This window comes from Parabacteroides goldsteinii DSM 19448 = WAL 12034 (assembly GCF_000969835.1).
GTDB lineage: Bacteria > Bacteroidota > Bacteroidia > Bacteroidales > Tannerellaceae > Parabacteroides > Parabacteroides goldsteinii.
Window position 1 is genome coordinate 1,344,757 of the sequence record NZ_KQ033913.1, and the last position, 23,798, is coordinate 1,368,554.

At 43.2% G+C, this 23,798-nt stretch carries 21 protein-coding genes; 4 read left to right on the forward strand and 17 right to left on the reverse strand.

Features of this window, described 5'->3' with window-relative positions; translation table 11 throughout:
* Positions 1 to 199: 199 nt before the first annotated feature.
* Together HMPREF1535_RS18485 and HMPREF1535_RS18490 are read left to right on the forward strand one after the other, a co-directional pair.
* A complete protein-coding gene (locus tag HMPREF1535_RS18485; protein WP_010803106.1) occupies positions 200 to 799 on the forward strand; it encodes a LemA family protein in 600 nt (199 codons plus the stop codon).
* A gap of 21 nt (positions 800 to 820) precedes the next feature.
* Positions 821 to 1,816 carry a TPM domain-containing protein gene (locus tag HMPREF1535_RS18490; RefSeq protein ID WP_046147104.1) on the forward strand — a complete coding sequence of 332 codons (996 nt, stop codon included), beginning with the start codon at positions 821 to 823 and terminating at the stop codon, positions 1,814 to 1,816.
* Positions 1,817 to 2,312: 496 nt separating this feature from the next.
* On the opposite strand, the gene HMPREF1535_RS18495 is transcribed toward HMPREF1535_RS18490, so the two are convergent.
* From HMPREF1535_RS18495 to ppdK, 16 genes are all read right to left on the reverse strand, one after another.
* Positions 2,313 to 2,801, reverse strand: coding sequence for an NADH-quinone oxidoreductase subunit NuoE family protein (locus tag HMPREF1535_RS18495; protein WP_010803104.1), 489 nt, complete (start codon positions 2,799 to 2,801; stop codon positions 2,313 to 2,315).
* A gap of 3 nt (positions 2,802 to 2,804) precedes the next feature.
* Positions 2,805 to 4,595, reverse strand: coding sequence for an NADH-dependent [FeFe] hydrogenase, group A6 (locus tag HMPREF1535_RS18500; protein ID WP_046147105.1), 1,791 nt, complete (start codon positions 4,593 to 4,595; stop codon positions 2,805 to 2,807).
* A gap of 39 nt (positions 4,596 to 4,634) precedes the next feature.
* Positions 4,635 to 6,428: an NADH-ubiquinone oxidoreductase-F iron-sulfur binding region domain-containing protein gene (locus HMPREF1535_RS18505; RefSeq protein WP_010803102.1), complete on the reverse strand. Its 1,794-nt coding sequence runs from the start codon at positions 6,426 to 6,428 to the stop codon at positions 4,635 to 4,637.
* Between the two features lie 24 nt (positions 6,429 to 6,452).
* A complete protein-coding gene (locus HMPREF1535_RS18510) occupies positions 6,453 to 6,851 on the reverse strand; it encodes a (2Fe-2S) ferredoxin domain-containing protein (protein ID WP_007656771.1) in 399 nt (132 codons plus the stop codon).
* A gap of 101 nt (positions 6,852 to 6,952) precedes the next feature.
* On the reverse strand, positions 6,953 to 7,840 hold the full coding sequence (locus HMPREF1535_RS18515; RefSeq protein WP_010803101.1) for a serine O-acetyltransferase: 888 nt from the start codon (positions 7,838 to 7,840) through the stop codon (positions 6,953 to 6,955).
* A 7-nt stretch (positions 7,841 to 7,847) separates the two neighbouring features.
* Positions 7,848 to 10,067 carry a Kelch repeat-containing protein gene (locus HMPREF1535_RS18520; protein WP_046147106.1) on the reverse strand — a complete coding sequence of 740 codons (2,220 nt, stop codon included), beginning with the start codon at positions 10,065 to 10,067 and terminating at the stop codon, positions 7,848 to 7,850.
* A gap of 11 nt (positions 10,068 to 10,078) precedes the next feature.
* The gene (locus HMPREF1535_RS18525) at positions 10,079 to 11,026 is read right to left on the reverse strand and encodes a hypothetical protein (protein WP_046147107.1); all 948 of its coding nucleotides are present in this window, start codon (positions 11,024 to 11,026) and stop codon (positions 10,079 to 10,081) included.
* An 8-nt stretch (positions 11,027 to 11,034) separates the two neighbouring features.
* Positions 11,035 to 12,942 (reverse strand): serine/threonine protein kinase, encoded by a 1,908-nt coding sequence (locus tag HMPREF1535_RS18530; protein WP_046147108.1) that lies wholly within the window; start codon positions 12,940 to 12,942, stop codon positions 11,035 to 11,037.
* A 44-nt stretch (positions 12,943 to 12,986) separates the two neighbouring features.
* Positions 12,987 to 13,790, reverse strand: a complete 804-nt coding sequence (locus tag HMPREF1535_RS18535) for a PP2C family protein-serine/threonine phosphatase (protein ID WP_007656780.1) — start codon at positions 13,788 to 13,790, stop codon at positions 12,987 to 12,989.
* 14 nt (positions 13,791 to 13,804) lie between these two features.
* Positions 13,805 to 14,320 carry an FHA domain-containing protein gene (locus HMPREF1535_RS18540; protein WP_010803097.1) on the reverse strand — a complete coding sequence of 172 codons (516 nt, stop codon included), beginning with the start codon at positions 14,318 to 14,320 and terminating at the stop codon, positions 13,805 to 13,807.
* On the reverse strand, positions 14,317 to 14,559 hold the full coding sequence (locus tag HMPREF1535_RS18545) for a hypothetical protein (RefSeq protein ID WP_007656785.1): 243 nt from the start codon (positions 14,557 to 14,559) through the stop codon (positions 14,317 to 14,319). The genes HMPREF1535_RS18540 and HMPREF1535_RS18545 overlap by 4 nt, the downstream gene beginning before the upstream one ends.
* A gap of 137 nt (positions 14,560 to 14,696) precedes the next feature.
* The gene (locus tag HMPREF1535_RS18550; protein ID WP_046147109.1) at positions 14,697 to 15,350 is read right to left on the reverse strand and encodes an FHA domain-containing protein; all 654 of its coding nucleotides are present in this window, start codon (positions 15,348 to 15,350) and stop codon (positions 14,697 to 14,699) included.
* Positions 15,340 to 15,738, reverse strand: a complete 399-nt coding sequence (locus tag HMPREF1535_RS18555) for a LytTR family DNA-binding domain-containing protein (RefSeq protein WP_007656787.1) — start codon at positions 15,736 to 15,738, stop codon at positions 15,340 to 15,342. The genes HMPREF1535_RS18550 and HMPREF1535_RS18555 overlap by 11 nt, the downstream gene beginning before the upstream one ends.
* 214 nt (positions 15,739 to 15,952) lie before the next feature.
* Positions 15,953 to 16,909, reverse strand: coding sequence for a fimbrillin family protein (locus HMPREF1535_RS18560; protein WP_046147110.1), 957 nt, complete (start codon positions 16,907 to 16,909; stop codon positions 15,953 to 15,955).
* 157 nt (positions 16,910 to 17,066) lie between these two features.
* On the reverse strand, positions 17,067 to 17,291 hold the full coding sequence (locus HMPREF1535_RS18565; RefSeq protein WP_007656790.1) for a hypothetical protein: 225 nt from the start codon (positions 17,289 to 17,291) through the stop codon (positions 17,067 to 17,069).
* A 167-nt stretch (positions 17,292 to 17,458) separates the two neighbouring features.
* The gene (ppdK, locus tag HMPREF1535_RS18570; RefSeq protein ID WP_007656792.1) at positions 17,459 to 20,179 is read right to left on the reverse strand and encodes a pyruvate, phosphate dikinase; all 2,721 of its coding nucleotides are present in this window, start codon (positions 20,177 to 20,179) and stop codon (positions 17,459 to 17,461) included.
* A 193-nt stretch (positions 20,180 to 20,372) separates the two neighbouring features.
* On the opposite strand from ppdK, the gene rlmD reads away from it, so the two are divergent.
* Together rlmD and HMPREF1535_RS18580 are read left to right on the forward strand one after the other, a co-directional pair.
* The gene (rlmD, locus tag HMPREF1535_RS18575) at positions 20,373 to 21,788 is read left to right on the forward strand and encodes a 23S rRNA (uracil(1939)-C(5))-methyltransferase RlmD (protein ID WP_046147111.1); all 1,416 of its coding nucleotides are present in this window, start codon (positions 20,373 to 20,375) and stop codon (positions 21,786 to 21,788) included.
* A gap of 11 nt (positions 21,789 to 21,799) precedes the next feature.
* On the forward strand, positions 21,800 to 23,194 hold the full coding sequence (locus HMPREF1535_RS18580) for an MltF family protein (protein ID WP_007656796.1): 1,395 nt from the start codon (positions 21,800 to 21,802) through the stop codon (positions 23,192 to 23,194).
* Position 23,195: 1 nt separating this feature from the next.
* On the opposite strand, the gene HMPREF1535_RS18585 is transcribed toward HMPREF1535_RS18580, so the two are convergent.
* Positions 23,196 to 23,720 carry a sensor histidine kinase gene (locus HMPREF1535_RS18585; RefSeq protein ID WP_046147112.1) on the reverse strand — a complete coding sequence of 175 codons (525 nt, stop codon included), beginning with the start codon at positions 23,718 to 23,720 and terminating at the stop codon, positions 23,196 to 23,198.
* Positions 23,721 to 23,798: the final 78 nt, after the last annotated feature.

Consider the following 23,798-nt stretch of genomic DNA (forward strand, 5'->3'; position numbering starts at 1 on the left):
GATATCTTCACAAGATTGATAAGTTTTATTTATGGCGAGATAGGCTGTGTCTATATTACTTTATCTGCAATGATTCTCCCATTGGTACAATACGGATAAATTTCGTCCTAAACGATAATTGTGCAAAACAGTTTCTTCTCCTCTCCTGTTTTTTATATAGCTTTGCAACACTATGTATAACAATTAAAGCAAAAAGAAAATGTTTAAGAACAAAGCTTTGTGGATTACAATTGCCATTATCGTGGTACTTTTATTTGCCGGTTACTCCTGGGTAAAAGGCACTTACAACACAATGGTTACACAAGATGAAGGAGTAAAAACTGCCTGGAGCCAGGTGGAGAACCAATACCAGCGCCGTATGGACCTTATTCCTAACCTGGTAAATACAGTCAAGGGATATGCAACGCATGAAAAGGAGACTCTGGAAGGTGTGGTAAGCGCCCGCGCCGAGGCGACCAAAACAACCATCGACCCATCCAACCTGAACGAAGAGTCGATGAAGAAATTCCAGGCTGCGCAAGGGGAACTGAGCAGTGCCCTCTCCCGCCTGATGCTCGTTATCGAACGTTATCCGGACCTGAAAGCCAATCAGAACTTCTCCGAATTGCAGGCACAGCTGGAAGGCACAGAAAACCGTATCTCGGTAGAACGCAAGCGTTTCAACGAAACGGCGCAGTCTTATAATACCTATATCCGCAGTTTCCCGACCAATATCCTGGCCGGTATGTTCGGTTTCCAGCCGAAAGCCTATTTCAGTGCGGAGAGCGGTGCGGAGAAAGCTCCGAAAGTTGAATTCTAATCCGATAAGTTCAGGTAAAGGATGAGAAATCTGAATAGAATACTAACGGGTAAACGTCTGCCGGCTCTATGGCTGGCAGTCTTGCTGCTCGTATCCCTTTTCCCGTTACATCTCTCTGCGGCAAAAGATTATACAGTCGAAATGATACCTAACGTACGCCTTTCCGACCGGAATAATCACGTGAGCAACCCCGACGGAATCATACAGCCTCAGGATGTCGACCGCATCAACCGCCTGTTGCAGATTGTAGAAGACAGCCTGGGAATAGAAGTTGCCGTCGTTGCCGTTGAAAGTATCGGCGATAACGATGCCCGCATGTTTGCCACCGACCTGTTCCAACACTGGGGATTGGGAAAAAAGGACAAAGACAACGGACTCCTGATACAGCTTGTTACCGAACCTACGCAACGCTCCGTCGTTTTCGAGACGGGTTACGGCATAGAAGGAGTGCTCCCGGATGCAATCTGCTATCGTCTGCAACAGAGATATATGATTCCGGACCTGAAAGCGGGTGAGTATAGTACCGGTATGCTGAAAGGCGTAGCCGCCGTAAAGCAATACCTGATGGCAAGCGATTATGAGCGTGCCGCCATGACGGGAGGAAACACTAGCAGGCAGTCGGAAGACGATAATCTTTTCCTGTGGTTATTCATGATTATGATGATTGTATTTCCTGCCGGAATCTTTATTCTTGTCTCTTTCCTCAAATACCGTCCCCGTATCTGCCCCCGTTGCGGACAAAAGACGTTGGTATATGTCGGCCAGCAAGTTATACAGCGGGCTACTTACCAGTCGGAAGGACTGGCAGAAGATACGTATCGTTGCAAGAATTGCGGTTATACCGAAAAGAAAAATCGGAACATCAGCCGGCTACGACGTAGCACAGGCCCTATCATTATTGGTGGTGGCGGACGAGGCGGAGGCTTCGGAGGTGGTTTCGGTGGCTTTGGCGGTGGTGGTGGCGGTTCCTGGGGCGGAGGACGCTCGGGAGGTGGCGGTTCCATCAGCCGTTTCTAAACACTAGGTCCCTGACTATTAAGGCATAGGTCTGGACAAACTAATATAAAGGTCAGGACTCACTAATACCAGGGTGTACAGGATAATCGATTATGGTGTACACCCTGGCTAACTACCCTGTACAGCCTACCGGAGTAAGGTGTACAGGGTAATTTTACGTTGTTACTACTTTTCAATTAGTTTCTATGCTTCTTTGAGATAAAAAATAAAGGGAAACGAGCTAGTTGTTAACCACTCATTTCCCTTTTATATAAGTAAATATTTCTCTCTACACAAAAGTTTCTGGATTTTATCTGCCATCTGTCATGTTTACTCGTATATAACTGTCTATAAATCACTTACAGCATTGCAAATAAAAGTTCTATTTGCAATATCGTCTGTCATCTGTCATCCGATGAAGGCTTATTCCTACAACTACTTCTGCCTTGCCATCTGTTGATAATAAAGCGCTCATGCATACAAGTGAACCTGCAAAGACTTTTGAACGAAAAAACTCTTATTCTTCGCGGATATAGTATTCCGACAGGATATCCCGTACCTTTTCCGGTGTAATTCTTCCGTAGACTTTACCTCCTATCGTCACCACGGGAGCCAGTCCGCAAGCCCCGACACAACGCAGGCAGTCCAGAGAAAACAAACCGTCGGAGGTGGTCTCTCCTATCTTGATTTCCAGTTGACGCTGAAATTCGTCCAGTACTTTCTCGGCTCCCCGCACATAACAGGCGGTTCCCAGACAGACGGAAATCGGGTATTTCCCTTTCGGAGTCATGGTAAAGAACGAATAAAAGGTGACTACACCATACACTCGGGATACGGGAATATGCAATTCGGCCGCTACCATTTCCTGTACTTCACGGGGAAGGTAACCGAAGATTTCCTGTGCTGCGTGCAGGATATTGATTAGCTCGCCGGGGTCGTTGTCATGCTCTTTGCAGATGGCATGCAGTTCGTTTACTTTCGGTTGGGGCAAATGTATCTTTTCCATGGCTTATTCGTCTTTATCGGTTTCCAAAAACATATTGACTACTTCTTTGCGGTCGAAGTAATGAGTATGCAGTAATTCATGCGCCTTTGGTCCGCAAGGTTCGCCCAGGTATTCTTTATATAACTGCTGAATATACGGATTCTCATGGCTTTTGCGGAGCGGTTTGCTTTCGTCTTCGCTGTAAAGGGCGGCGGCACGTTTACGCAAAACATCCATCCTTCCCTGATGGAACGGTTGGCCGCCACCTCCGATGCAACCACCGGGGCAGGCCATTATCTCGATAACATGATAAGGAGACTTTCCGCTTTTTACTTCTTCAACCAGCTTACGGGCATTACCGAGACCGTGGGCGATACCTATCTTCACGGGAACGCCGTCAAAGTTAATCGTTCCGCTACGGATACCTTCCAGTCCGCGCAATTCCTTAAACTCGATTCGTTCGAGCGGCTTCTTCGTATACAGTTCATAAGCCGTACGGCAGGCGGCTTCTATAACTCCCCCGGTAGTTCCAAAGATAACTCCGGCACCGGTCGATTCGCCGAGAGGATGGTCGAAGTCGCTGTCGGGAAGTTCGTTGAAGTTTATATTGGCATAACGAATCAGACGGGCCAGTTCACGGGTATAGATGGAAATATCTACATCCGGATTTCCTTCTACGGCAAACTCCGGACGGCTGGCTTCATATTTCTTTGCCAGGCAAGGCATGATGGAGACAACAACTATATCTTTACGGTCTACTCCCAGCTTTTCTGCAAAATAACTTTTGGCTATGGCTCCGAACATCTGTTGCGGGCTTTTGGCTGTAGACAGATGTTCGCGCAACTCCGGGAAGTGCTGCTCGACAAAGCTGACCCAACCGGGACAGCAACTGGTCATCATCGGTATTTTCACTTCTTCATCCCCTGAAAGATATTTGCTGAGACGCTGAAGAAGCTCCGTTCCCTCTTCCATAATGGTCAGGTCGGCTGCAAAGTCAGTATCAAAGACATAGTCAAAACCTAACTGGCGAAGAGCCGATACCATCTTTCCGGTAACCAGTGTGCCCGGTTCACAGCCGAAGTCACGTCCGAGGGCGGTACGTACAGCCGGAGCAGTCTGAGCTATCACAATCTTAGCCGGATTAGCCAACGCATCCAATACGGGCTGCTGAGTATTACGGCCGCTCAGGGCATTTACCGGACAGACAGAAACACATTGTCCGCAATAAGAACAGGTACTTCCGGCGATATCACGCTCAAAGGCTGTAGAGACGGCTGCGTTGAAACCGCGGTTGACAGCCGTCAATGCTCCTACTGTCTGAATATTGTTACACATCGTTTCGCAACGGCGGCACATGATACATTTATTCATGTTACGGACGATGGAAGGAGAACGGTCTATCTCAAAGGTGGATTGTTCTCCCTGATACCGTATTTCACGGATACCTAGGTCGTGGGCTATTGTTTGCAGTTCGCAATATCCGTTGCTGCTACAGGTAAGGCAACCGGCCGGATGGTTGGACAGAATCAGTTCCATCACTGTCTTCCGGGCATTCATTACCCGGGGAGTATGGGTCCTTACAACCATTCCTTCCGTACATTCCATCTTACAGGACGGGGCCAGGTTACGGCGGCCTTCAATTTCCACTACACAGATACGGCAGGCGCCGGGATTGTTCTCGTAATGCAAATCTTCGAGTTTCATATGACAAAGTGTCGGGATACGGATTCCCATGCTCTTTGCTGCATCGAGGATGGTAGTACCTTTCGGGACTTCCACTTCTCTGTTATCTATTGTTAGTTTTATGTTTTTCATATCTTTTCTGTCAACTGTCAATTATTCACTGTCAACTATTTAATGTACGTAAATAGCGTCGAACTTACATTTCTCTATACATGATCCGCAACGGATACAAACATCCGAGTCGATAGTATGGGGAACCTTCCGGCTGCCGGTAATGGCATGTACCGGACAGATTCGGGCACACATCGTACAGCCTTTGCATTTCTCCGGATTGATAAAATATTGGGTAAGTTCGCGGCACTGGTGGGAAGGACAACGTTGTTCATCGACATGTGCCAGGTATTCGTCATAGAAGTTATCCATGGTGGAAAGGACAGGGTTCGGAGAGGTCTGTCCCAGTCCGCAGAGAGCGGTATCCTTTATAACCATGGCCAGGTTACGCAGCTTATCGAGGTCTTCGATAGTTCCTCTGCCCGATGTAATCTTTTGGAGTATCTCATGCAGCCGTTTGTTTCCAATCCGGCAAGGGGCGCATTTGCCGCAGGATTCTTCAACGGTGAAATCCAGATAGAACTTAGCCATCGCCACCATACAATCGTCTTCATCCATCACAATCATACCGCCCGACCCCATCATGGAACCGGCCGCTATCAGGTTATCGTAGTCGATCGGCAAGTCCAGATGCTTTTCTGTAAGACATCCGCCGGAAGGGCCTCCGGTCTGTACGGCTTTAAATTTCTTTCCGTCTTTTATTCCCCCGCCGATACCGAATATCACCTCACGAAGCGTCGTTCCCATCGGGACTTCAATCAGACCGACGTTGTTTACTTTTCCCGCCAGGGCAAAGACCTTGGTTCCTTTACTCTTCTCCGTTCCTATACTGCTGAACCATCCGGCTCCTTTCAGCAGGATAACGGGGATATTGGCGTAGGTCTCCACATTATTTACATTAGTCGGACAACCTTTATATCCATGTTCACTGGGGAATGGCGGTTTAACTGTAGCTTCACCGCGTAACCCTTCCATACTATGTATCAGGGCTGTTTCTTCTCCGCAAACAAAAGCACCAGCACCATAACGTATCTGGATATCGAAAGAGAAGTCTGTACCAAATATGTTTTCTCCTAAGAAGCCATATTCCTTTGCTTGTTGTATCGCTATCTTTAAACGTTCTACGGCCAGCGGATATTCGGCCCGGATATAGACAAGTCCTTTACTGGCACCGGTACAGTATCCGTTGATAGCCATCGCTTCCACAATAGAATGCGGGTCGCCTTCCAGGATAGAACGGTCCATGAACGCTCCCGGGTCGCCTTCATCGGCGTTGCAGACTACATATTTCTGCGGAGCCTGCACCTTGCGGGTAATCTGCCATTTGAGTCCGGTAGGGAAACCGCCGCCGCCTCGGCCCCGCAATCCGCTATCCAGAATCTCTTTAATCACTTCATCGGGCGTCATCTCGGTCAGAGCTTTTCCTAAAGCTATATAACCGTCGCGGGCAATGTATTCATCTATGTTTTCGGGATTGATAAAACCACAGTTACGCAAGGCTATACGCAATTGTTTTTTATAGAAGTTGATGTGTTTGGAGTCGAGTATCTGTTCGTTCGTTTCGGGGTTTACATAAAGCAGCCGCTCTACTTTACGTCCTTTTATCAGATGTTCGTTTACAATATCGTTTGCATCTTCGGGAGTAACCTCCACATAAAATGTATTATCCGGAATCAGTTTCACTACCGGACCTTTCTCGCAAAAGCCGAAACAACCGGTACGGATTACCTGCACACTCTCCTGCAATCCGTTCTCCCTGACAGCCTCTTTCAGATTTTGAAGTATGAGTTCGCTTTGTGATGCACGGCAGCCTGTACCGCCACACACCAGAATATAGTTGCTATATTGTGCCATTATGTAAGTATTTGTATTGGTTTGTTATTCAGGTCCGACCGCGTTATAGTTGACCGGTATGATGTCATCCAGCAAAATTCCCTGTTTGATGTAACAGGTTATAATCTCGTCAACTTTGGCTTTGTTGACACGACCAAATACGATCGGTTCTTTGCCGGGAACAGTAATCTCCACTGTCGGTTCTGCATAGCAATAGCCCATACACCCGGTTTGAGTGACCAGGGCATCTACACGTTCCCGGTCGAGAGCTTCAATAAAATAACTCATAACTTCTTTGGCTCCGGCTGCGATACCGCAGGTTGCCATGGCAACCTTTATCTGAACCATCTGCTCGGGATTGTTACTTTTCTCACGTAAGTCGAGGGAAGCGCGTAAAGATTCGCGCATCTTCCGAAGGTCATCTAACGTTTTTACTTTGTTCATCATCGTACACATTTAAGGCATTATTACCACATGGGTATGACGCAAACATACGTATTTCTGTTTAAATTACGACTGTGTTTTATCCTAAAAATAAAAAAGATTTACTTGTCTTCCACCGCTCGGGTTTGAAGGACTTTGGAGTTTGGCGGCACACTGTGGGTTAGCCAAATGTTTCCGCCTATCACTGAACCTTTTCCAATCGTAATACGTCCCAGGATAGATGCATTGGAGTAAATAGTCACATAATCTTCAATGATCGGATGGCGGGGAACGTCGATAGGTAATCCTTCTTCATCCAGTGTAAAGTTTTTGGCTCCCAAAGTAACTCCCTGGTACAAACGGACGTGATTACCTATAATGGCTGTTTGTCCCACCACGATACCGGTACCGTGGTCTATACTGAAATATTCTCCAATCTGCGCCCCCGGATGAATATCGATACCAGTCTCGGAATGGGCCATCTCTGTGATAATACGGGGCAACACAGGGACGCCCAACTTTAATAATTCATGAGCAACCCGTTGATGAAGAATAGCATGTACAGCCGGATAACAGAAGATTATTTCGCTAAGGCTCTTTGCTGCCGGGTCACCATCCAGAATAGCTTTGACATCTGTTGAAAGCAGATATTTAATATGAGGTATCTTATTTATAAAGTCTATCGCAATCCGGGATGCCCGGTCCTTTGAATCGCAGCAACGGTCTACTTCAAAGCACAAACCATTATATATCTGTTCGTGGAGCAAATCATAAATTTGTTCCAGATATACCCCTGTATAATATTGAATAGAATCAACCTGTGCCTCCTGCTCGGAACCGAAGAACCCCGGAAAGATAACTTTCCGAAGCAACAACATAACTTCCCGAAGCGAAAGAACTGAAGGTGATGGCTTCTGATGCAGCGGAATATATTTATACTCCGGCAGATCGGAAGCCGACAAACGTTCTACGTTTTTTTGTATCTGGTTTAAGATGTCAGTCCTGTTCATGTCGATTCTATTTTTGCGGTACATCCCATAAAGGATCGTACGTTTTCAAATAAGAAGAATAATAATTGATTAAGAAAATGTATATGGTATCATTCAACAAGAATATCCTATAATCGACAGGCGTATTAGTCAACTTTTTAGGGAAGCTGGACATTTTGGCCCATTCTTTTGTAGCCAAATTAAAGCGCCAAATAACACCACCATTGTCTATATAGTACAAGCAATCTTTGAACAAAACACCTGAACAAACATTTTTCATCTCAGGCGGAGTCTCTGTTAACCGAGTCCAGTTACTCCAATTACCAGAAGTATTAATCCACAATCCCCGTTCATCCGGACCATCTTCCGGTTTATTGCCGAGTCCGACGAATACACTATCACCAGAAGTAATAGAAACGCCAGCCTTTATAGGAACCGGGAAATTTCCACAACCGGCCCATTCCTGATTGATCATATCATACCGATATATGGTATCCCGCACAGCCAGATTGCTTTCACCAAGACTTTCTCCTCCGATTAAGATGATTGAATCTTTATAAACAAAACTTGTCGGAAAGATACATTCCATCTTCTTATCACTTTCCAATGAAGCAAACTGAGTCCAAGTATTACTACTATAAGTATACAATTCAGTATACCACCTGGCACTTGTAATACCAGCTACAGCGTAAACATTATCATCCTGTGTACAGACTGAAACACCATACGCACTCTCTTTATAAGAAGCCAAAGCGGCCCATTTATTTTCACTCGGACTATAACCGTAAAGATCTTTAACATACCCGGTACCAGAAGATCCTCCCAAAACATATATCTGATTATTCGCACAGAATGTAGCAAACTCAACACGTCCGGTTCCTGGGAAAGTAGCCAGATCATTTCCAAATATTGAAGGAGTAGTAAACTTGACCTCATTACTTGGGGTATCACCTGATTCGTTGGTTGCATATGCCCTGAGATAATAATTCTTACCTCCCTTTATTCCTTCAATAGAAATATTAAATTTCTTATCTTCATCAAGATCAGCAGTGGTAAACTCTTTTTTCCCTTCATAATTTTTCGGACCAGGGGCAGAGGTAGAAGAATAATAAATAGCTAATTTAGTCACAGGTGTTTTCCCTTCACTTTGCAATTCTCCACCAATAGTAACAACTCCTGTATCTATAACATAAGTTGAAGGGTCATTGAGAAATATAGTCGGGAGATCTCTCTTCGTTACAACTCTGATCGTATCATTACTGTATCGTGTTCCGAAAGCATTTGTTGCATAAGCAATAACATAGTAATTTGTTGCCGCTTTCAAGTTCTCTATCCGAGCTTCAAAGAAGTTATCATTCCCCAAGGAAAGGGCTTGAACTGTACTATCTTCCTCAATATTCGGTCTTCCTGGCGTTTTAATATCTGTTCCCCAGCAGAAACCGAACTCTTTAACAGCAGAATCACCTTCACTAATCAGTTGTGCTCTTAAATCTACATAATCATATGCAGCTTCTCCCTTGATACTAATACTGCCTAATTTAGGAAGGCCGTCTTTTGTTGTAAATTTTACTTTACCATCAGAACTGAATGTTCCAAATTTATTCTTCACATAGGCTTCTACAAAATACTCCGTATTGGGTTCCAATCCTTTAATAGTATATACTAAAACACTATCATCCCGAAGTTCTACACCTCTCTCCTTATTGAATGTCGTGTCTTTTTCCGCATTAAACAAACGAAAACCATAGTCTTCATAATCGCCTTCTCCTTTCTCCGCAATAATACCTTTTACATCTACCGAAGTAGCATCAACAGATTCATCATCAATAACCGATGTCTTAACCCTACCGGTACCGGGATTTGTATTGACTTTAATCGTATCTCCATAGCTGGTGCCAACTCCATTAATCGCATAAGGACATATCATGTAAGTTTCACCATCCATCAGTTGACTTATCGTTAAGCTATATGTTCCTTTACCCTCTTTTTCTTCATCAGTAACTTTTCGGGTGTTGGAACTTTTTTCTTCCCAATACTGAAATCCGCGTTCAGTAACCGGAGAGCCATTTTCCTTCTTTATGGTAGCTTTAGCAAGAATCGTTGTCGCCGTCTTTGTAATGTCATCTCCACTAAACTTTTCAAACTCTGGTTTCAATGCATTTTGCAATCCGGTATTCATCTCCGGATCTTCCAAACAACCAAATAATAGTAAAGACAATATAGTTATTATAAAGTATAATTGTTTCATAAGCCTATCAATTAAAAGAATACACCAACACCTGCATTCAAATCTACATATTTAAAGTTCAAAGTATTACATCCGGCACTAACAAACACAGAACCGAATTTTACCATAAAGTCCAAGTCTACAACAACTCCTTCGTGAGAGTAATCTGTATTTTTAGCCCAGTCATTTTTCTGTATACTAACATCATCCCAACTGGTCGTTTGATATTCACATAACAATTCCCGTTTACCATATCCCAAACCGACAGAAGTATATAGCCAGGGAGTACATTTAACGACAAGACCGGCAGAGGCAGCTAAACTGTTCACTTTCTTTTCGTTTGTAAATCTCAAGGATGTATTATCCGGATAACTTACAAATTCATCCGTTCCCCGGCATTCATAGGTGTAGTTATCAAATGACATATTGGTTTTAAAACGAGCGTACCAACCGAACCTTTCCCCGACACCTCCAACGGTTAACCCATAAGGAGCTTCAATTGAAAAAGCATAACCGACAAAGAACTTCATGGGTTCTCTCGGCTTTTTTTCTTTTTGGGGTATATAAGAGATCAGCTCCATCGGCCGGCGAAGTTCTTCCAAACGATTACTCCAACTTCTGGCACGTTCCTCATTAGCCTGCGTCCCGATGCCTTCCGTATAATAATGGATCAATTGTGATATAGCTGTAGTATCACTCTCTATTGTCGCTTTGTCTCTCAGGCAATCAAAACATCGACTCATCAGACCACGCATAGACGAACGCATTTTTTTATTGTTTTTCCATATAGTTGTTAACTTATCAATGCTATATGGATCACATTGTATAACACCCTCTTCATACCACATTGTCGCCTTCCTGTAATCCTGAAGTCGCATTGCTTCATCTCCTTTTCTGTTATATTCTGTTTGTTGCTGTGCCATTAGATATTCTGGTAACACAGAAACGAACATAATAAATAATATCCAAAGTCTCTTCATAAATACATTTAATAATAACCAGATAAACCTTCACTAATCATTGTCCCTTCTGCATCATAAATATCAAACAACTCATCCTCTCTAAGAAAAGCCATATAGCCTTGTTGTGTCTTGTAAGCAACCAAATACCTGCATTTAATACATTCTTTTGCACTGGCATCTATCGCTCCAAACTTTTGTGTCTCCTTTTTCTGAACGATCATGAGTTCCCCAAAAGGCTTCACTTCATCATACAGTGCTTTTCTACCAGCTAAAAGTATCTCTTCTTCTTTGACTTTACGTTTTTCAATCAGACTAATCAATTCATCTGTCATCTTGATCTTGGCAGCCTTACTGAAATCAGTACCGGCATCGGCAATCTCCTCTGTTGCTTTTATAAAATCAGCCGCATTACTGGATGCATCCGATGCTGCCATTTTATTTTTACCGGAAGCGATCAATGCTTCAAACTCTGCATTCATCTCTGCTTCAGTAGGAACTGATGGTGCTGTTACCGGCTGCTTTATATCGTTAACGACAGGTTCGACTTTCTGCTTTACAGGATCGGTCTGTTTCGGAGTCGTTTCCGGTTTAACAATCTTCTTTTCCTGTGAGTCCGGTCGAACGCCGGTACTCTCTTTCTTCGATTCAGATTCAGTTTCAGGTTCTGCTTCAACAACTCCCGATGTATTGTTTTCGTCAATAACAACAGGAACAGTCGAATCTGATACAGGATTATTATTCCCTTCCGGAACAGAATTCAAAACTTCAGCAACAGGAGGAACAGCTTTACTGCGCTGTACCAAAAGAGCCACCGCTGAACCTATACTTGCAAATATAATAATTAGTAAAGAGATTAACGTTACTTTTCTTTTTTTCTTTTTAGATACTGCCGGTATATCGACGTTATTCAGTACAGTCTCATCCCCTTCATCCTTTCCGGATTGAGGCAAACGGGTCGTAAACAGAATCGTTGTCTCATCTTCTTCGAAATATTCGGGGGAAGAAATATCTTTCTTTATCTCCTCTTCTTCAACTTCCGGAAAATCCAATGCAGCCAGCATTTCCGACATTGACTGGAAACGGTCAGCCGGAACAATCTCCATCGCTTTGATAATAGCCGCTTCCGTTTTTGCAGAAATGGAGGGATTCAAATCCCGGGGGGAAGGCAACGGACGTGCTGCACGAAGAATGGATTCTGTAGGAATCTTCCCCGTCAGCAGATTATACATGGTTGCTCCCAACGAATAAATATCCGGGCAAGGGGAAAAACTTTGCGTACCTTCATTATCATACTGTTCAATAGATGCAAACCCTTTCGATAAAGTTAACATCGTGGTACTCGTTTCCTGCTGCTCGATATCATACCGTTTACTCACACCAAAATCAATCAGACGCGCTTTCCCTGCCTGATCAATCAATATATTGCTAGGTTTGATATCCAGATGAAGAATATTCTTCTCATGGACAAACTGAAGGGCCTCTCCTATCTGACGCATATATCTGAGAACTCTCGCTTCAGGCATTATGCCCTCCTTATCCATCTTATATTTCAGACTATTACCTGAAATATACTCCATAGCAATATAGGCCGTGTCATTTTCTTCAAACACTTCCAATACATTCACAATATGGGGATGATGAACATCGGACAGGATTTTAGCTTCTTTGATCAGCTTCTCTTTAAACTTTTCAAAAAGAGCCCTGCCCGTTTCAGAATGGACCTTGACAGCGAAAGAGTCAGGATCTCTGTAACAGTAATCTTTAAAAAAATATTCTTTTACACATATAGGAACTTCCGTTTTGATCGTTCCTAGGGGTCCCTTAACTTCTGTATACCAAACGCCTTTGTAAGTTATACCAAAGCCGCCCTGACCAACTACATGAGTAAGTCGATACTTTCCGTTTTGAAGAGGATATCCGTTTGGCAAATTCATAACTTTCTCGCGCTATTCTTTTTAATCTGCCAAAATTACGTTATTTATATAAAAGAATAAAGGAAAGAGAGAATATTTTGTTTTATTCCGATAGATTCACCTACATTTTGAACTGGTAAAATGTAAAAAGAAAAGTTATCTCTGGTCTTTCCGCAACAGGCAGCCATAATACCGTCTTTGATGTCTTCCGGATTGTTATAAGTGGAGAAAATAGAAGAAAGATCTTCGTTTTTAAGTCTTTCCAACACACCGTCGGTACACATAAAGAAATAATCGCCTGCTTGTATATCCTTTAAAAGGACTACATCGGCTTCTGTCGGATGCTCCGATCCCTGTATGGCACGAATTATTACGTTTTTTTGCGGGTGGGTCAATGCTTCTTCTTTGCTTATTTTCCCCAGTTTGACAAGCGAATTAACCAGCGAATGGTCTTCTGTCTGATAAATAATTTCTCCCTGGCGGAACTGGTAAATACGGCTATCTCCAATATGTGCCAGTGTTATTCCTGAAGCTCCGACTGAAACCATCGTTAATGTGGTAGCCATACCCTTTGCTTCCGGATGATTTTTCACATAATCGTCAAAGCGTACCTCCGTGTAACCGACAGCTTTATTAACAAACTCTTCGGTAGGTTCATCCTCTAAGAAGGTGGAAAAGAATGTCTGAAAAGATTCACACGCTAATGAGCTTGCAATCTCTCCTTTTTCTGAGCCGCCGACACCATCGCAGACCAGAAATAATTTCTGATTGGAGTTTACCCTTTCCGGTAAGGGGTAAATAGAATCCTCGTTGTTTTGTCTACCGCCTTTTTCACAAACGGCCCAAGGCTTGCCAATCGTTATATTCATAGCACGAACAGATTTTATTCATTAAAGCGGAGAACCGTATGGCCGATAATGATCTCGTCATTGTTCTTAAGCACTACGACCTCTCCATTTTCAAGGTAATTGCTATTATATAACGTATGGTTTTTACTATTATTGTCAGAAAGAAAATGTTTATACCCTCCTTTCGGGTCTTTTTTAACTTCTATTCGTATATGCTCCCTGCTCATCGACTTATCAGCCGTTGCAATTCCTATTGTAGCGTTCGAAGCGTTAGATTTACGACCGATGATTGCAATACCTTCATTGAGAGGGAAAATTTGTTCCGGTGTAGCCGAATCTCCAACAACTGTAAGCTGTCCCGTACCATTCGAAACCGGATTGACAAGAATTGTATCCTGATCCGCATCAAGTCCTTGTTTTCCCAGTTGAAGCAAAGAGACAGGAATCGGTTGTTTACACTTCGGACATTTAAAGGAGGTCAGATCGAGGGGAAGTTTCCCCTCGTCTACCTTTAATCCTACGTGACAATGTGGACATTTAACTGAAATCATAGCATAAATGATAAATCTGCTCCGTCGATATCAGTTGAGAAAGTATCATGCACGTCTGCATCCGACAAGAATATTGTGTCGTCAGATAATGTAATAAAATCTGAAACATCCATATTATCGTCATCAATCATTACGATACCAGATAAATCGTTTTCCCCATCCACATCTACAACTACCGCATCACTAAATACGGAGTCGTCACTGTCTAGTGTAACAAATGTGTATTCCTCCTCTTGCATACTGGTTTGAATTAAAATTATTCTTTCTGGAAACAAAAGTAGGAAAAGTAATGGATTAAATTAACATCTAATATTCTCTTATAATCAAAGGTTTGGGTTTTATGTACAAACTGTCCGCTTTTGAGATACGAAACAACTTATTCACTGACCCACTTTGCTTTACAGGAAGAAACAGGACATTGTTTCCTGTTCCTCAGAGATTCCCAGGGAATTTCCCCCAGAAAAGTACCGCATTTAGGACATACATAGTCTATTTTAAACCGGTTTGCAATGTCCTGAAGCTGTTGAGGAGTCTTGGATGCCTGCTTTGCACCCAGGTAAATGCCTATCGTCGGGGCACAGATAGTTATAAACAAACTTATAGCCAAGAACTCCGGACTTCCTTTGCCCAGAAATCCGATCACAACGCCTATCACACCGGGCAGCGCAAAAGGAAGGGACTGGAATAATCTGGTTTTAAACTGGTTAGCCGACTGTATCTTAACTTTTTCTTGAACATAATCGTCATACACTTTCTTCAGTGCAGCAAACTCTTCACTATAATCATTATTATATTTAAGCGCTTCAGTCAAGTTCAGCACATACCCGATACCTAGAATAATCTTGTCCGTTGGTGTAATACGTTTCTTGACGATCTGTGAACCATTGACGAAAGTTCCGTTAGTAGAGCCGAGATCTTCCAACAACCAACAGCCATGATCCTCACGAACCAGACAAGCATGATGTCTGCTAACATGAGGATCATTCACTATAAAATCATTATCTTCAGCTTTACCGATTTTAATCTTCATCTTTCACTTCCTTTGGTTCTTCCGGTTTACCCATTTCCTTTTCCAGCGATTCTTTTAGTACTTTTAAAGGATCTTTGGATATTATAAGTTCCCTGGGCTTGCCTTCTTCTGTCAATAATAACAGTTTTTGCTTGGGTAAATTGATTTGCAGGATATGATTTTTATTGATGATGTGACTTTTTCCTACTCTCATTAATATCTTGTTGCATCCCTCTACCTGCTTCTCCAGTATCTCTTCTATCTTACCGATATTAATCGCAAACGTAAACTGGATTCCATTGGATAATAGTAATTTAGTATAATTTCTATCAGCTTCAAAGTAGAGTATCTGCCCTATCTTTATCCGTAACAATTCATCCCTCGTCTTAATTATTAAATACCGCTCCATACGTTGATATTGTTTTTTTAATTTTCATCAAGTAACAAATATACGGCATTTTATCTTTACCCCGGCTATATTTTATAAAGAAATATAAATGGGAAGAGGAATATTTTTCACAAATATTCCTCTTTCATTCCTAAATACTAAGCATTTTGCCTGGAATAAGTTTATGTTAAATTTCAATGCTTTTACAGGTATAATTTAAAACAGGAAACTAATCTCACTCCAAAGTAGGATAAAGAGGATTGCCTGTTTCATCAACTTCAGTCCAGTTTTTTATATTCACACTTGAAAATGTAACGGTGTTTCCATCGATTATTGCACTAAATAAGTATGAATTACCGGCTTTTAATGTACCGTCGGGAACAGGAACATCAACGGTGTAAATTCGTGATGCACTTTCTCCGTTTGCCATTACCTCCAAAGTCAAAGACATCGGTTCGGATGTTTCCAGCGGGAGCATGATATACTGAGCCAGAAAACCATTTATACCCATTTTGTCCGGTCTGTCGAATGTAGTTGCCGGAGGTATGGTTCCCGTTGCCAAATCCATGCTTGCTCCCGGTTCCGGCGGAGTGATCGTTGCTGAAATTAATTTGTTTAATCGAATACTTTCCCCTTCCGATATTTCAATTACCACCTGTGTTGCAGCATGCAAATAGACAATCGGTATATTGATCTGTGAACTTGCCACATCCAGATTCGGATTATGCCACCAAAGGTAATCGATCCCATTGAATAAAGGTTCCGATTTTCCGGCCGAGAATGTAGGCGGTATAGTAGAAAAATTATCCGATACTGCATAAAAGTCAAAAATACCATTTCCCAGATACATTTTATATCCATCCACTCCGGTTAATACTCCGGGAGCAGAAGTGATGTATAATCCCTGTGCCGAAGGAGTTCCTTTTGTCCCGTTTTGGGTAGAGGGTTCAAATACTAATACTTTGCTTTTTATTCCCTGATTCATGGGTGACATTGCACGTGTCATCAAATTACGACCTTCAATTGAAGCATTGAAGGTCACCAGATTAGTTCCTTCCGTATTATTCCCTCCCGAAGGTTTATTCTCATCACCGACCTCCAGGATTATTGTGTTTTTGGAACATCCGGCAAAGAAGAAAATCACATAGATAAATACCAGCAATTGTGTTGTTTTGAGTAATTTAGTTTCCATAACCAGCCATTTTATAATTATTCGTCTATATAATACATTTTAAAACCTCTTTTGGTTCAAATGAGTGGCGGATATGATCTTATTTAATAAAAAAAGAGAGATACTCCATTGGATGGAATATCCCTCTTTTATCGAAGGTATAAAACCTGCATTCGATTTAATTCTTCATTTTTGCATTAATTGCGCGCACTAAACGCGTCTGAATTTTCATTAAGGTAGCCAGGTCCTCAGTTTCGAAATCGATATCAGAAATCTTAGTCTTTGTTTTCTGTTCTACAACTTCTTCTCCTTTCTTAGAACCATTTTCAATGTCCTTAACTAGCTCATCCAACTGAGCTTTAATTTTCCCAATCTTCTTTGAATAATTTACTGTACGTGCCATATAATTCTTTATACATTAATGGATAATATAAAATCATTAGTACAAAAGTAATTATTATTTGAAAATAAAGAAATAAATAACCAATAATACGTACATTTTAAAACGAATTAAGAAGGATATTCAAAAAAAATACCCTTCTTAATCGCATTATTTATTATTTTTTCAGATCAATCCTCAATAGCGGCCTGTGCTGCAGCAACACGAGCAATAGGCACACGGAACGGAGAACATGATACATAATTCAAACCAACTTTGTGGCAGAACTTAACTGAAGACGGTTCGCCACCATGTTCACCACAAATACCACATTTCAGATCCGGACGGATAGCACGTCCTTTTTCCGTAGCCATTCTTACCAGCTGACCTACTCCATTCTGGTCTAATACCTGGAACGGGTCTACCTTCAGGATCTTCTTTTCCAGATAAATCGGCAGGAAGGAAGCGATGTCGTCACGGGAATAACCGAATGTCATCTGAGTCAAGTCGTTTGTTCCGAATGAGAAGAACTCGGCAGAAGAAGCGATACGGTCGGCAGTCAAGGCTGCACGAGGAATTTCGATCATTGTACCTACTTTAAAGTCGATACGGTCTCCTACTTCGGCAAATAACTTTTCAGCAGCAGCACGGATTACCTTTTCCTGTTCTTTAAATTCATACAGAATACCGGTCAGCGGAACCATAATTTCCGGTTTAGCCACAATACCTTCTTTCTTCAATTCCAATGCAGCACCTAAAATAGCGCGTGTCTGCATTTCAGTGATTTCAGGATATGTATTACCCAGACGGCAACCACGGTGGCCCAACATCGGGTTATGTTCGCAAAGCGATTCAACACGCTGCTGAATTTCTTTTACGGAGATACCCATTGCTTCAGCCATTTCTTCCTGACCTTTCTGATCGTGAGGAACAAATTCGTGCAAAGGAGGATCGAGCAGACGAACGGTAACAGGCAGATCATGCATAGCCTTGAAGATACCCTTGAAGTCTGCTTGCTGATAAGGCAGAATCTTCTTCAATGCATTCTTACGTCCTTCGGCATCTTCCGCCAGGATCATTTCACGCATTGCTTTGATCTTTTCGCCTTCGAAGAACATGTGTTCCGTACGGCATAATCCGATACCGCTTGCTCCGAATGCACGGGCAATCTCGGCATCATGAGGAGTATCTGCATTTGTGCGAACCTGAAGTTTAGTATATTTATCGGCCAGCTTCATTAATTCAGCGAAATCATCCGACAATTCAGCAGCCTGCGTTTCGATTTGTCCTTCAAAGATTTCTCCGGTAGAACCGTTGATAGACAGGAAGTCACCTTCTTTCAGCGTGATACCTCCTACTTCGATTGTTTTTTTCTTATAGTCGATATTCAAACCACCGGCTCCCGATACGCAGCATTTACCCATACCACGGGCAACAACGGCTGCATGAGAAGTCATACCTCCACGAGCTGTCAGGATACCTTCGGCAACAGCCATACCGGCCAAGTCTTCCGGAGATGTTTCGATACGCACAAGAACAACCTGTTTTCCGGCAGCATGCCATTCAGCAGCGTCGTCGGCAAAAAATACAATCTGGCCGGTAGCAGCACCCGGAGATGCAGGTAAACCTTTTACCAATACTTTAGCCTTCTTCAGCGCAGCCTTATTAAATACCGGGTGAAGCAATTCATCCAGTTTATTCGGTTCGATACGTGCCAGAGCTGTCTTTTCGTCAATCATTCCCTGATGCAACAAATCCATGGCAATCTTTACCATAGCAGCACCGGTACGTTTACCGTTACGAGTCTGAAGGAACCACAGTTTACCTTCCTGTACGGTAAATTCCATATCCTGCATGTCGCGGTAATGATTTTCCAGTTTCGTCTGCAAAGCATCCAGTTCCTTATAGATCTCAGGCATAGCCTCTTCCATTGAAGGATAGTTGGCAGCTCTTTCTTCTTCAGGAATACCGGCGCGTTCAGCCCAGCGCTGTGAACCGATTTTAGTGATCTGCTGCGGAGTACGGATACCGGCCACAACGTCTTCACCCTGTGCATTAATCAAGTATTCACCGTTGAACAAGTCTTCACCGTTACCGGCGTCACGAGAGAAACATACACCGGTAGCGGAAGTTTCACCCATATTACCGAATACCATAGCCTGAACAGTTACGGCTGTTCCCCACTCTGCCGGAATACCTTCCATCTGGCGGTACAGGATAGCACGTTCGTTCATCCATGAGTTAAATACGGCACAGACAGCACCCCACAACTGTTCGTAAGCACAAGTCGGGAAGTCGCTTCCTGTTTGTTTCTTTACTGCGGCTTTGAACTTTGTAACCAATGTCTTTAAGTCGTCGACAGTCAGTTCGTTGTCCAGCTTCACCCCTTTGGCTTCTTTCACCTCTTCGATGATTGCTTCGAACGGGTCGATGTCTTCCTTGCTGGTCGGTTTCATACCCAGAACCACATCACCGTACATTTGTACAAAACGGCGATAAGAGTCCCATGCAAAACGAGCGTTACCGGTTTTACGTGTCAACCCTTCTACTACTTCGTCGTTCAATCCCAGGTTCAGGATAGTATCCATCATACCCGGCATAGAAGCGCGTGCTCCGGAACGGACAGAAACCAACAACGGGTTTTCTACATCTCCGAACTTGGAGTTCATCAACGTTTCTACATTAGCAATAGCTTTTTCAACGTCCGACTTCAGTAGTTCTACGACTTTGTCCTGGCCCAGTTCATAATATTCCGAGCAAACTTCTGTTGTGATAGTGAATCCCGGAGGAACCGGAACCCCAATCAAATTCATTTCGGCAAGGTTTGCACCTTTACCACCCAGCAGATTTCTCATATCTGCTTTTCCTTCGGCTTTTCCATTTCCGAATGTGTAGACTCTTTTTCTTTCCATGTGTCAGACAGTATTATGTTTATTAGATTTCAGTTTTGCTATCTCTACATTGCAATGCTGCAAATATATGCTATTTCAGAGTATGAAGGATATAGAAAGTTAAACAATTTTATGTGTTTTATAGCTATTCCTTATTATTCGTATTACCTAAATATGTACATTTGCGTGGGAAAAATTTAAAACTCAGATAAAATTGGCAAGAAATAAGAAGCAGTTACCCTTGTTGGAAAAGGTAACAATTACAGACGTAGCCGCTGAAGGTAAGGCGATTGCACGAGTAAATGAGAAAGTAGTGTTTGTTCCTTTTGTTGCTCCCGGCGACGTAGTAGACATCCAGCTCACCCGTAAAAAGAACAGTTATGCCGAAGGTAAAGCAGTGTACTTCCACGAATATTCTCCGGAACGTGCCGTTCCTTTTTGCGAACATTTCGGTGTTTGCGGCGGTTGCAAATGGCAACATCTGCCCTACGAAGCGCAGTTGAAGTACAAACATAAGCAGGTTATAGACAATCTCACCCGTATCGGAAAGATAGAAATGGAAGAGATTTTGCCTATATTGGGTTCCGAACGCACCACCTTCTACCGGAATAAACTCGAATTCACATTCTCCAACAAGAAATGGCTGACAGAAGAAGAAGTAAAATCCGGAGCCACTTTCGATTGCATGAACGGGGTCGGTTTCCATATTCCCGGCATGTTCGACAAAGTGCTGGATATACACAAATGCTGGTTGCAGAATGATATTTCCAACCGTATCCGCCTTTACATCAAAGAATATTGCTTGTCACACGAAGGATATCCTTTCTTCGACCTGCGGAACCAGGAAGGTTTTATCCGTACATTAATGATACGTACGGCATCGACGGGCGACCTGATGGTGGTTGTCGTATTCTACCATGAAGATAAGGAACGCCGCGAAGCCCTGCTGTCTCATGTGGCAGAACAATTCCCGGAAATCACTTCCTTATTATATGTCATAAACGAAAAGTGCAACGACACGATCACCGATCAGGAAGTGCTGGTATTCCGTGGTAAAGACCATATCATTGAAGAGATGGAAGGCCTTCAGTTCAAGGTTGGTCCGAAATCGTTCTATCAGACGAACAGTGAACAGGCTTATAACTTATATAAAGTAGCCCGCGAGTTTGCCGGACTGACTGGTAATGAAATGGTTTACGACCTTTATACCGGTACCGGAACGATAGCCAACTTCGTTTCCCGCCAGGCTAAGAAAGTAATCGGCATCGAATACGTTCCGGAAGCAATCGAAGATGCCAAAGTTAATTCGGCTTTGAATAAGATTGACAATACGCTGTTCTACGCCGGAGACATGAAAGATATCCTGACGGCAGATTTCATAAACCAACATGGCCGTCCGGATGTTATTATTACTGATCCTCCACGTGCCGGGATGCACGATGATGTAATCAACACCATCCTTTTCGCCGAACCGGAGCGTATCGTTTATGTAAGTTGTAACCCGGCAACACAGGCCCGCGATCTGAGCCTGCTTAGCGTGAAGTACGACGTGAAGAAGGTTCGTCCGGTCGATATGTTCCCACATACACATCATGTGGAGAATGTCGTTTTATTAGAGAAGAAAAAGTAACATATATAATAATGTATAGGAAAATCGTCTCCCTTTTGTGTATCACTTTGCTTTTGAGTAGCTGTTCCGGCAAGAAGCAAGAGCAGAAGGAAGACGATTTTGTGTCTATGGACCTCCCCCAGTTGAAGGCACAGGGCGAAATCACAGCCGTCACACTCTACAGTTCCACGTCTTATTTCCAGTATAAAATGGAACCGATGGGTTACGAATACGACCTGATAAAAGACTTTGCCCGTTCCGAAGGACTGAAGCTGAATATCAAAGTGGCCGAAAATGCCACCCGCCTGATCGAAATGCTCGAAGCCGGAGAAGCCGACGTTATTGCCTATCCCATCCAGGTAAGCAATAACCTGAAAGAAAATTATCTCTACTGCGGACGGGAAGAACTCACCAGCCAGGTATTGGTTCAGCGTGCCAACAAAGGCGATACGATTCTTAAAGATGTCACCCAACTAATCGGGAAAGACGTATATGTGAAACCCGATACAAAGTATTACGAACGCCTTAAAAACCTGGATAAAGAATTAGGCGGCGGCATCCATATAAAAGACATAAAGAAAGACACGGTAACAACCGAAGACCTGATAGCGATGGTCTCGCAAGGTGAAATTCCTTATACCATCAGTGACGATAATATCGCTCGTCTGAACAAGACCTACTTCTGGAATATCAATGTCTCACTGAAAGTCAGCTTCATGCAGCGTTCTTCCTGGCTGGTTCGTAAGAGCAGTCCGCAACTGGCCGAAGCGATCAATGCATGGGCCTCGGATAAATCTGGCTCGCACGTCTACCGGGCAGTAGTGAAACGTTATTTCGAACTGGGCAAGCAACCGTTAACGGCAGATCTTCCCCCGGTAAAGAACGGGCATATTTCTCCTTATGACGATTTGTTCCGTCGGCATGCCAAAAACATCGGATGGGATTGGCAGCTGCTTGCCTCCATTTCCTATCAGGAATCCCATTTCAACCCATCCGTCGTATCCTGGGCAGGAGCCGAAGGTCTGATGGGCATCATGCCGAACACGGCAAAAGCGCTTGGTGTTACTCCCCACGAACTGAAAGACCCGGATATCGGAATCCGTACGGGTGTAGATTGCCTGCGTAAATTCCGCCAGGGCTTTTCCGAGATTACCGACCCGCAGGAAAAGATAAAGTTTACATTAGCCTCCTACAATGCCGGCATCGGACATGTCTATGACGCTCAACGCCTGGCCGAAAAGTATGGAAAGAACCCGAACGTCTGGGAAGATAATGTTGCCGAGTATATCCGCCTGAAAAGCGATCCCGAATATTATAATGACCCTGTCTGCAAACATGGATATCTCCGCGGTTCGGAGACATTCAATTATGTGCGTGAAGTGATGGAGCGTTACAATTACTACAAGAGTAAGACTAAGCATAGTTGAATCACGACAGATTCTCTGCAATCATCTCCTTTATGGCAAGTATTACTTTCGGATGACTTAGCGGTATATCTTCAAAGACAGTCCGCAACTCTTCCGTACTCACTTCAAAAAGCTGTTCTCCCTTTTTATATGAAAAACAGACATTGATTTCTGGATTGCCGCTTATCAACATGGCGACTGTTCCGGGAAGGTCTCCCCAGGGAGGACAATCAATGTTAGCGGTTATAAAACTAGCTGTAACCTCCGTCCCCGCTCCCGGTTGGGAACTTATCTTGACAAAACCTCCAGTCTGTTCCGCATTTTGTATCAGGAAAGGGATTCCCAGACCTACCTTTCGGGTCGTACGGGTCGTATAGAACGGATCCGTTACCCGGGCAATCGTCTCTGCATCCATTCCACAACCGTTGTCTGCAATACGGATGATTGTATTCTCCTCATTTATAGCAATTTCCAATAAGATACGAGTCGCACCGGCACGAACACTGTTTGATGCTATATCCGTAATATGAAATGTAAGTGTATTCATCCTGATATTTATTTCCTGATATGCTGAATATTAAACTTTTTTCTCCTTTATTTTATAAAAGAAAGGCATGCCTTACAT

Coding starts and splice junctions, on each gene's coding strand:
- ppdK (WP_007656792.1), bottom strand. CDS start 20,179: ATGGAAAGAAAAAGAGTCTACACATTCGGAAATGGAAAAGCCGAAGGA.
- HMPREF1535_RS18535 (WP_007656780.1), bottom strand. CDS start 13,790: ATGAATATAACGATTGGCAAGCCTTGGGCCGTTTGTGAAAAAGGCGGT.
- HMPREF1535_RS18510 (WP_007656771.1), bottom strand. CDS start 6,851: ATGAACAAAGTAAAAACGTTAGATGACCTTCGGAAGATGCGCGAATCT.
- HMPREF1535_RS18500 (WP_046147105.1), bottom strand. CDS start 4,595: ATGAAAAACATAAAACTAACAATAGATAACAGAGAAGTGGAAGTCCCG.
- HMPREF1535_RS18515 (WP_010803101.1), bottom strand. CDS start 7,840: ATGAACAGGACTGACATCTTAAACCAGATACAAAAAAACGTAGAACGT.
- HMPREF1535_RS18545 (WP_007656785.1), bottom strand. CDS start 14,559: ATGCAAGAGGAGGAATACACATTTGTTACACTAGACAGTGACGACTCC.
- HMPREF1535_RS18565 (WP_007656790.1), bottom strand. CDS start 17,291: ATGGCACGTACAGTAAATTATTCAAAGAAGATTGGGAAAATTAAAGCT.
- HMPREF1535_RS18530 (WP_046147108.1), bottom strand. CDS start 12,942: ATGAATTTGCCAAACGGATATCCTCTTCAAAACGGAAAGTATCGACTT.
- HMPREF1535_RS18520 (WP_046147106.1), bottom strand. CDS start 10,067: ATGAAACAATTATACTTTATAATAACTATATTGTCTTTACTATTATTT.
- HMPREF1535_RS18540 (WP_010803097.1), bottom strand. CDS start 14,320: ATGATTTCAGTTAAATGTCCACATTGTCACGTAGGATTAAAGGTAGAC.
- HMPREF1535_RS18550 (WP_046147109.1), bottom strand. CDS start 15,350: ATGAAGATTAAAATCGGTAAAGCTGAAGATAATGATTTTATAGTGAAT.
- HMPREF1535_RS18495 (WP_010803104.1), bottom strand. CDS start 2,801: ATGGAAAAGATACATTTGCCCCAACCGAAAGTAAACGAACTGCATGCC.
- HMPREF1535_RS18505 (WP_010803102.1), bottom strand. CDS start 6,428: ATGGCACAATATAGCAACTATATTCTGGTGTGTGGCGGTACAGGCTGC.
- HMPREF1535_RS18525 (WP_046147107.1), bottom strand. CDS start 11,026: ATGAAGAGACTTTGGATATTATTTATTATGTTCGTTTCTGTGTTACCA.
- HMPREF1535_RS18580 (WP_007656796.1), top strand. CDS start 21,800: ATGTATAGGAAAATCGTCTCCCTTTTGTGTATCACTTTGCTTTTGAGT.
- HMPREF1535_RS18585 (WP_046147112.1), bottom strand. CDS start 23,720: ATGAATACACTTACATTTCATATTACGGATATAGCATCAAACAGTGTT.
- HMPREF1535_RS18555 (WP_007656787.1), bottom strand. CDS start 15,738: ATGGAGCGGTATTTAATAATTAAGACGAGGGATGAATTGTTACGGATA.
- HMPREF1535_RS18560 (WP_046147110.1), bottom strand. CDS start 16,909: ATGGAAACTAAATTACTCAAAACAACACAATTGCTGGTATTTATCTAT.
- HMPREF1535_RS18490 (WP_046147104.1), top strand. CDS start 821: ATGAGAAATCTGAATAGAATACTAACGGGTAAACGTCTGCCGGCTCTA.
- HMPREF1535_RS18485 (WP_010803106.1), top strand. CDS start 200: ATGTTTAAGAACAAAGCTTTGTGGATTACAATTGCCATTATCGTGGTA.